The organism is Vibrio sp. 2134-1, from assembly GCF_033339495.1.
The window spans coordinates 1-939 of the sequence record NZ_JAWOUS010000185.1; the positions used below are offsets into that span (position 1 = coordinate 1).

The 939-nt window shown below is 48.7% G+C and carries 2 protein-coding genes; both read left to right on the plus strand.

Features of this window, described 5'->3' with window-relative positions:
- Window positions 1–67 precede the first annotated feature (67 nt).
- Window positions 68–517 (plus strand): transcriptional regulator NrdR, encoded by a 450-nt coding sequence (gene nrdR / locus R7R78_RS24810; protein ID WP_005482986.1) that lies wholly within the window; start codon window positions 68–70, stop codon window positions 515–517.
- 7 nt (window positions 518–524) lie between these two features.
- A partial coding sequence (gene ribD / locus R7R78_RS24815; protein WP_225474458.1) for a bifunctional diaminohydroxyphosphoribosylaminopyrimidine deaminase/5-amino-6-(5-phosphoribosylamino)uracil reductase RibD occupies window positions 525–939 on the plus strand: 415 nt, incomplete at its 3' end.

The following is a 939-nucleotide window of genomic DNA, read 5'->3' on the forward strand; positions in this document are numbered from 1 at the left end:
CATATCAATTCCGCTACACTAGTCTGGCTTTTGGGACGGCCCCAAAGGCACGTTATTTGGAGGTGATATGCATTGTCCTTTTTGTTCAGAGAACGATACAAAAGTAATTGATTCCCGATTGGTTGCGGATGGTCATCAAGTCCGTCGCCGCCGCCAGTGTTTAGCCTGTAGTGAACGTTTTACTACGTTTGAAACGGCAGAATTGGTCATGCCTAAAGTCATTAAGTCGAATGGCAATCGTGAACCATTCGATGAAGATAAAATGGTCGGTGGCATTCAGCGCGCATTAGAGAAACGTCCGGTAAGTGCCGACTCTATCGAGCTTGCAATCAGTATGATTAAGTCGCAGCTCCGCGCAACTGGCGAGCGTGAAGTACCGAGCCAAATGATTGGTAACTTGGTTATGGATCAGCTTAAAGAGCTCGACAAAGTGGCTTACATCCGTTTTGCATCGGTTTATCGTAGCTTTGAAGATATTCGTGAATTCGGCGAAGAAATTGCCCGCCTTGAAGACTGATTAAATCATGCCTCAACACACTTCTGCATCTCCATTTTCTCCTCAAGATTTTTCAATGATGTCGCGTGCGCTCAAGTTAGCTCGACGCGGCATTTATACGACGGCTCCAAACCCGAACGTCGGTTGCGTAATTGTTCATGATGGCGTGATCATTGGTGAAGGTTATCATCATCGCGCTGGAGAGCCGCATGCTGAAGTGCACGCGATGCGTATGGCTGGTGATAAAGCCGAAGGTGCAACGGCATACGTTACCCTTGAACCGTGCTCCCACTACGGACGCACGCCACCTTGCGCTGAAGGATTGATAAAAGCCAAAGTGGCGCGAGTAGTGTGTGCGATGGAAGATCCGAATCCAAAAGTGGCTGGACGTGGCATCCAAATGCTACGTGAAGCCGGAGTTGAGGTTCAGGTTGGACTGTTAG